This is a genomic window from Agrobacterium cavarae (genome assembly GCF_004310285.1).
GTDB lineage: Bacteria > Pseudomonadota > Alphaproteobacteria > Rhizobiales > Rhizobiaceae > Agrobacterium > Agrobacterium cavarae.
The window spans coordinates 158,172-164,749 of sequence record NZ_SISF01000024.1 but is presented as its reverse complement, the minus strand read 5'-3'; the positions used below and the strand labels follow the sequence as shown (position 1 = coordinate 164,749).

Below are 6,578 nucleotides of genomic sequence, written 5' to 3'. Positions count from 1 at the left end.
AAACAGCATCATCCTAAAACAGAAAAACCCGCCAAAAAAATCGACGGGTTTGTCAACGGTCTGAGCCGTCCTTGATGCAAGGACGGCTTAGATGATCATGATGCGCGCGCCCCTCAGGCCGCTGCGGCTTTTTGGCCGTTGCCCCGGGCCGTCTTGATCTGCACCAGTGTGTCGAGGTTCTGGTTCACGCGGCAGTAGAACTCCTCCTCGATGAAGGGACGCAGCATGAAGTCATTGCCGCCGGCCTTCAGGAAGCGTGCGGAGAGCAGACGATTGGTCGACGACGATACGCCGATGATGCGCAGCTCGTGCGAGCCACGCATTGTGCGAATGCGGCGGGTCAGTTCGAAGCCATCAATGTCCGGCATGTTATAGTCGGTGACGACCAGACCGATGTCCGGGTTGTTGCGAAGAATCTCGAGCGCTTTAGCGCCGCTATCGGCGAGGCTGACGCGAAAATTGTAGCGCTTCAAACGACTGGACAGCAGCGCACGCGCAGTTGGGCTATCGTCGACGATCAAAACGTGGTGACGATGGTTGGTCAGGAAGCGGCAGACCGATTCCGTCAGCATGTCGACGGCAAAGACATTGTCCTTGAGGATATAGTCGACCACCTCCTTGGTGATCAGCTTCTCGCGCGTATCTTCATGGAAGGTACTGGTGAAGACGATCGTGGGGATCGACAGATCCACCAGATATTCCAAGGCCTCGCCGTTTTCCGCACCTGGCAGATTGATGTTGGAGATGGCGAGCGTTACCTCTTCGCTGGAGTGCTCGTAGCACTCTTGCAGCTCTTCGAAATTGCGGCAGACTTCGACGGTCAGCCCAAGCAACTCCTTCAAACGCGCTCCGATCATCTGGGTAAAGACGTTTGAATCTTCCGCGAGCAATATTCGCGTATCGTGGAATGGAACGCCGGAATATTGCATACCTGTAATGCCGAGAAAATTCATGTAGTCCCCCAGAGCCAAATCTTGGAGAGACAATAGAAAATTTTATTTTCCGAAAAATTAATGGGAATTTTCGACGATTATCTTGGTTTACAACCCGTGAATCTCGATGCGTTGCGTGCACATGTCCTAAAGTTTCGACGGGACAGCGCTCTTCAAGCCGCGAACTTCCGCAATACCTCCGTCACGACGTTGAGGTCGTATGGCTTGGGAAAGAAAACGCTGCGCGGTGGCAGGGTTTCCTGGTCAAGACGATGGTGTCCTGAGGTCAACAGAATGCTGATCGGCCTGTCAGTTTGGCACGCGAGATGCGCGAGTTGCACCCCGTCCATGCTGCCTGGCATGTCGATATCGGTAAAGAGCACGCCAACGTCGGTCCGCGCCTGCAGTATTTCCAGTGCTTCGTCGGCCCCTCCGGCCTCGATCGCACTAAAACCCGCATCTTCGACCATATCGACTGCCATCATTCGCAGGAGTGGATCATCTTCCACGACCAGTACGACATGTTTGGCGAATGGCTGCTTCTGTCCCATCGTTTACGCTACCTGTTGCAGTTGAACCAGAGACGCTGTCATTTCGACCTCTAGTCCTTGATCTAAGTAACGCGTCGATACACCGCCGGTTCCTAATAGCCCCATCGAAATGAGGCGCGAGCCAAAGCCCTTTGATTGGGGCTGGACAACAGGCGGCCCACCCGTCTCCCTCCAGATCAAACGGAGGACCGCGTCCTCCCTTTCGCCTTGAACATCCCAGGATACCAAGACCCTGCCATGAACTGACGAGAGACTTCCGTATTTTACCGCATTCGTCGTCAGCTCGTGCAAAAGCAGCGACAGCGACAGCGCACCCTTGGGATTGACCGAAATATCCTTGCCCCGGATCTCCACCTGCTCGGTCATTCCGAGCGTATCGACAACACGCAGCAGCGCCGTGCGCACATCGGCATTTGCCCAGTTGTTGCCGAGCAGAATGTCGTGGGCGGAACTCAGCGCCTGGAGCCGCTGCTCGAAATTCAACACCGGTCCCCGGTCCTGCACGGGTCTCAAGGTCTGCTTCGCAAGCGCCTGCACCATGGCGAAGGCGTTCTTCAGCCGGTGGCCGATCTCTCGGTTGAGCATGTTCTGCTCGGCTTCCGCGCGCAAGCGGCCTATCGCGCTCTGGATGCGATCGCCAAAGCTCCTGACAAAGGCCAGATCGTCTTCCATCCATTCGAAGAGTTCGCAATGGTGTACGAAAACGACGAGGGCAAATTTCCCCTGGTCGAAGATTGGAACGTTGACGAGTTGACGAATGCCGAGCGACAGCAGTGCGTCGGCTTTGTCCTTGGTTCTCGCATCGGTGGTCACATCTGAAATGACGACGCTCATGCCGCCCTTCAAGTCATCGATATAGGAGCCGTAGTCGCGAAAATAGTGCTTGCCCGACAGTGACGAGACGCCTGGCGCGCGCCATTCCGGCTGCATCATTACCGTCTCGCGAACGGGATCGACAACGCCGAAGCCGGCGCGCGTCGCATCCAACGCGTGCGCCATCAGTTCTGCGGCGGTCAAGGCGATCTCTTCGACGTCGTTCAAATCGCGAAGCCTGTCGCCCAACTCCAAGAGAGTCCTGATACGTTGGGTCGCACGCCTTTGCTGTGTGATATCCTGAACGGTGCCCAACAGCTTGAGAGGCTTACCACTTTCATCCCGCTCGAAGGTCGCCTGTCGCGACACCCAACGAACACCGCGCGAGGCGGTGACGATGCGGTAGTCAACCGTGGTGACCGCCGTACCGTTCTTGCGCGTCTCTTCCGATGATTCGCGACCGCGATCGTCGGGATGGAGCATCTTTTCGAAATCGCGCGCATGATAGCGGCCGACGGGAGGAACGTCGAAAATCCGGCAAAATTCTGCGGAGACCTTAATGTTTCCCGTTTCGATATCGAGTTCGAAGGTGCCGATGCGCCCGGCTTCCTGCGCCGTGAGCGCTGTGCGAACGCTATCGCGCATCATGGCGTTGATCTGTTTTTGACGCTCAAGAAGTTCGCGCTGACGGTTTGCTGCGCGGCGAAGTTCCAGATGAGCGGAAATCTGTCCGGCGAGAGCCTTCAATACGGAGCGCTGCTCCTGCGTCAGGCCCTCCGGGCGCGGCACATGGTCGATGACGCAAAGCGCGCCTACCGCGACGCCATCCGATAGAATGAGCCGTGCGCCTGCATAAAATCTGATGAAAGGGGCTTGAGTGACCAAGGTGTTGTTAGAGGTGCGAGGATCTTTCGTTAGATCAGGGATGACCAGCAGATCCTCGGAGTTCAAAGAATAGCGGCAGACCGATTGATCGATCGGCGTCTCGGTCGGCGGGAAGCCGACACGCGCCTTGAACCACTGACGCTCTTCCTGAACGAAGCTGATGAGGGCAACTGGGGCTTTGCAAACGGTGCTCGCGATTTGCACGACATCATCGAAAACCGGCTCTGGTCCGCTATCGATGATCTGGAGCTCTTCCAGAGCCTCCAAACGCTCCATATCCGACGCCGAGAATACGGACACTTCCGGCTCAGAATCGCGAATCATGTGAACCAAGTCCATTCCCCAATTCATTAAAGGGCGTGGCGTCCATCAACTCGCGACGTCCATGTGGCATCGAAAACAAAAAGGACACTCCCCCGCGTCGCTACAACGCTGGGGAAGAAGATCGGTTCCCGGGCCGAGAAAAAAGTTAGACGGAGCGCGTCAGGCCACCATCGACCTTCAGGTTTTGCCCCGTGATGTAGCCTGCCCCCGCCGACGCCAAAAAGGCGACGGTGGCCGCAATTTCCTCGCTTGTGCCATAGCGCTGCATAGGCACCATTTCACGGCGCTGCTCGGTTGCCGGAAGACTATCGATCCAGCCCGGCAGAACATTGTTCATGCGGACATTGTCGGCGGCGTACGTGTCGGCAAAGATCTTGGTATAGGCGGCAAGACCAGCACGGAAGACCGCGGAGGTTGGGAACATGTCACTTGGCTCGAAGGCCCATGCCGTCGAGATATTGATGATGGCTCCGCCCTTCTGCGCGACCATCAAGGGGGCGATGATTCGGGTCGGGCGGATGACATTCATCAGGTAGACGTCGAGACCTGTGTGCCACTGTTCGTCGGTGATTTCGAGGATCGGTGCGCGAGGGCCGTGTCCGGCGCTGTTGACCAGCACGTCGATGCGGCCGAACTTTCCAAGCGTGAGATCGGTAAGCTTCTGGATATCGTCGTTGGACTGGTTGGAGCCGGTCACGCCCACGCCGCCGAGTTCAGCTGCCAGTGCCTCGCCCTTACCGGACGACGACAGGATCGCCACCTTGTAACCGTCCTGCGCGAAGCGCTTTGCAACGGCAGCACCCATGCCGCTTCCTCCCGCCGTCACGACCGCAACTTTATCCATCGTCATCTCCTCTCGACTTGCTTGCGCGTCAATCCTGTTTCAGCCAGGCCGCAATGCGGCCCACGGCCTCGGCAATGTCCGAGACCGAACCCGCATAGGAAAACCGCATGGCACGATGCCCTTCCAGCGGATCAAAATCCAGTCCCGGCGTCGCGGCCACATCGATTTCCGCCAGCATGCGCTTGGCAAACTCCATGCTGTCATTGGAATAGCGACTGGTATCGACATAAGCGTAGAAGGCGCCGTCCATGGGCGAGGCAAGTGGCAGGCCGAGCTCCGGCAGGCGGCTCATCAGAAAGTCGCGGTTGGTGCGATAGCTTTCCTTGTAGATATCGAGCTCCGCTTGTGCGGAAAAAGCCGCAGCCGCAGCAAGCTGGGAAAGTTCGGGTGCCGAAATATACATGCTTTGCGCCAGACATTCGACAGGCCGGATCAGCTCTTCCGGCAGCACCATCCAGCCGACTCGCCAACCTGTCATGCAGTAATATTTGGAGAAAGAATTGATGATGATGGCCTTATCAGTGACTTCGACAGTGCTGGTCTCATCGCCGACGAAGGTGAGGCCATGATAAATCTCATCCGAAATGAAAGCGATATCGCGGCTGTCGCAATAGGTCGCAAGCCGCTTCAGCGCGTCTCGGCCGGTGACTGTACCGGTCGGGTTGGCGGGGCTTGCAAGCAGCACGCCCTTCAGCTTGCAGCCTGCCTTGGTCTCGGCCCGCTCCAGGCTGGCCGGCGTCAGCGTGTAGCCCGTTTCAGCCGTGACCGGCACTTCCACCACATTCAGCCCAAGCGCCTTCAAGATGTTGCGGTAGGCGGGATAGCCGGGCCTTGCGATCGCGACTGCATCACCGGCATCAAACAGCGCCAGAAAGGCAAGGTTGAAGGCTGCGGAAGAGCCGGTCGTCACCGCAATCCGGGCCGGATCGATGATCGCCTGATGCCGCAGCCGGTAATGGGCGGAAATCGCCTCTCGCAACTCGCGAAGACCAAGCGCATCGGTGTAGCCGATACGGCCATGTTTCAACGCAGTCTCAGCCGCTTCCAGCGCGGCCTTTGGGGCGGGATGGGAAGGCTGCCCCACTGCCATGGAAATCACAGGCCGCCCCGCCTGTCTTCGCCGGTTGGCCTCTGCCAGGATATCCATGGCATGGAAAGGCTCGACGGCGCTTCGCTTGGACAGTGTGATCAAAGGCATGGTCTTTCTATATGCTGTGACGGAGATTTGCCGCATTGTTGCGCTCTTCACAATGACGAGAGAGCAACGAACGCAATTTATTTGCGATATGGCAATTCCTTCAAATTACGGTAATTGGCTGCACCATGAACCACGACCGAACCCAGTGAGGACCGCAATGGCACTTTCCATCCGATCAGCAACGCTTGCCTGTGTCACGGCCCTTGCCACCCTTGGCGCAAGCCTCCCTGCTCATGCGCTGGATGCCGACCAGAAGAAGGAGATCGGCGCTTTCATCAAGGAATATCTGGTCGAAAATCCTGAAATCATGCTTGAAGTCCAGGATGCTCTGGAAAAGAAGCAATATGCGGCCCGCAACACCAAAGCGGCCGAAGCCGTTGCCGACAACACCAAAGCGATCTTCGGCTCCAAATACGATCTCGCAATCGGCAATCCTGACGGCGATGTGACGCTGGTCGAGTTCTTCGATTACAATTGCGGTTACTGCAAGCGCGCCATGGCCGACATGGACAAGATCCTCAAAGAGGACAAGAACGTCCGGGTGGTGCTGAAGGAGTTCCCGATCCTCGGACCGGAATCGGTCGAGGCGCACAAGGTTTCCAACGCGGTGAAGCTGCTTGCGCCGAAGAAATATCCTGAGTTTCAGCGCACGCTGCTCGGCAGCCGTGGCCGCGCCAATGAAGCCAAGGCAATGGAGGTGGCGACATCGCTCGGGCTTAAGGAAGCCGACATCCGCAAATCGATGGCGGACAACCCGAATGATGCGCAGGTTCAGGAAGCCTATACGCTTGCCAGCAATCTCGGGATCTCCGGTACGCCTTCCTACGTGATCGGCAACGAGGCGGTCTTTGGTGCGGTCGGCGCCGAGCCATTGAAGGAAAAGATCGCCAATATGCGCAATTGCGGCAAGGCAAGCTGCTCATAAGACACGCGCTTCGGCCGCGTTGAAAGCCCAAAAGCCACTGAATAACTTCGACTTACGCTGCCTCCGGCCCTCTTTCGAGGCTCCGGGGGCTTTTCCTTGACGGTCG

The 6,578-nt window shown here is 57.4% G+C and carries 6 protein-coding genes; 1 reads left to right on the top strand and 5 read right to left on the bottom strand.

The features are described 5' to 3' along the window. Positions 1–113 precede the first annotated feature (113 nt). The 5 genes from EYC79_RS06175 to EYC79_RS06155 all read right to left on the bottom strand — a co-directional run bounded on the left by EYC79_RS06175 (position 114) and on the right by EYC79_RS06155 (position 5,547). Positions 114–953 carry a response regulator gene (locus tag EYC79_RS06175; protein ID WP_062425487.1) on the bottom strand — a complete coding sequence of 280 codons (840 nt, stop codon included), beginning with the start codon at positions 951–953 and terminating at the stop codon, positions 114–116. Positions 954–1,105: 152 nt separating this feature from the next. Further along, positions 1,106–1,483 carry a response regulator gene (locus EYC79_RS06170; RefSeq protein WP_062437718.1) on the bottom strand — a complete coding sequence of 126 codons (378 nt, stop codon included), beginning with the start codon at positions 1,481–1,483 and terminating at the stop codon, positions 1,106–1,108. A gap of 3 nt (positions 1,484–1,486) precedes the next feature. Continuing rightward, entirely contained in the window at positions 1,487–3,505 is a 2,019-nt protein-coding gene (locus EYC79_RS06165) for a GAF domain-containing protein (protein ID WP_165456968.1), read from the bottom strand. 145 nt (positions 3,506–3,650) lie between these two features. Next, the gene (locus EYC79_RS06160) at positions 3,651–4,355 is read right to left on the bottom strand and encodes an SDR family oxidoreductase (RefSeq protein WP_130977449.1); all 705 of its coding nucleotides are present in this window, start codon (positions 4,353–4,355) and stop codon (positions 3,651–3,653) included. 22 nt (positions 4,356–4,377) lie between these two features. Beyond that, positions 4,378–5,547: a pyridoxal phosphate-dependent aminotransferase gene (locus EYC79_RS06155; protein WP_130977448.1), complete on the bottom strand. Its 1,170-nt coding sequence runs from the start codon at positions 5,545–5,547 to the stop codon at positions 4,378–4,380. Positions 5,548–5,704: 157 nt separating this feature from the next. On the opposite strand from EYC79_RS06155, the gene EYC79_RS06150 reads away from it, so the two are divergent. Beyond that, positions 5,705–6,472, top strand: a complete 768-nt coding sequence (locus EYC79_RS06150) for a DsbA family protein (protein WP_113179505.1) — start codon at positions 5,705–5,707, stop codon at positions 6,470–6,472. Positions 6,473–6,578 lie beyond the last annotated feature (106 nt).

Bases quoted from the DNA above. Each gene is read 5' to 3' on its own strand.
- EYC79_RS06160 (WP_130977449.1), bottom strand. From the start codon at position 4,355: ATGACGATGGATAAAGTTGCGGTCGTGACGGCGGGAGGAAGCGGCATG.
- EYC79_RS06150 (WP_113179505.1), top strand. From the start codon at position 5,705: ATGGCACTTTCCATCCGATCAGCAACGCTTGCCTGTGTCACGGCCCTT.
- EYC79_RS06155 (WP_130977448.1), bottom strand. From the start codon at position 5,547: ATGCCTTTGATCACACTGTCCAAGCGAAGCGCCGTCGAGCCTTTCCAT.
- EYC79_RS06165 (WP_165456968.1), bottom strand. From the start codon at position 3,505: ATGATTCGCGATTCTGAGCCGGAAGTGTCCGTATTCTCGGCGTCGGAT.
- EYC79_RS06175 (WP_062425487.1), bottom strand. From the start codon at position 953: ATGAATTTTCTCGGCATTACAGGTATGCAATATTCCGGCGTTCCATTC.
- EYC79_RS06170 (WP_062437718.1), bottom strand. From the start codon at position 1,483: ATGGGACAGAAGCAGCCATTCGCCAAACATGTCGTACTGGTCGTGGAA.